This is a genomic window from Rhodanobacter thiooxydans LCS2 (assembly GCF_000264375.1).
GTDB lineage: Bacteria > Pseudomonadota > Gammaproteobacteria > Xanthomonadales > Rhodanobacteraceae > Rhodanobacter > Rhodanobacter thiooxydans.
Genome location: NZ_AJXW01000189.1, coordinates 1 through 221, shown reverse-complemented (window position 1 = coordinate 221; position 221 = coordinate 1). Strand labels below are relative to the sequence as shown.

Annotated in this window: 1 pseudogene; it reads right to left on the bottom strand. The window is 78.3% G+C overall.

What is annotated here, in order from left to right:
• Positions 1 to 221, bottom strand: a pseudogene (locus UUA_RS18470) (P-type ATPase actuator domain-containing protein); the annotation flags it as partial.

Genomic DNA, 221 nt, shown 5'->3' with positions numbered 1-221 from the left:
AGCCAGCCCAGCGCGGTCAGCGCGGTGAGCACCAGCACACGGGCCACGAAGCGGCCGATCACGCGATCGCTCGGCGCCACCCGCGCGCGGACCTGGCGGGCGCGGTCGGCCAGCGCGCCCAGCCGCGCCGCGGTGGAAGTGCTGCCGCCGTGTTCCACGCGCAACTCGACCGGCCCGGACAGCAGCACGCTGCCGGCCACCAGGCGCTCGCCGCGCTGGCG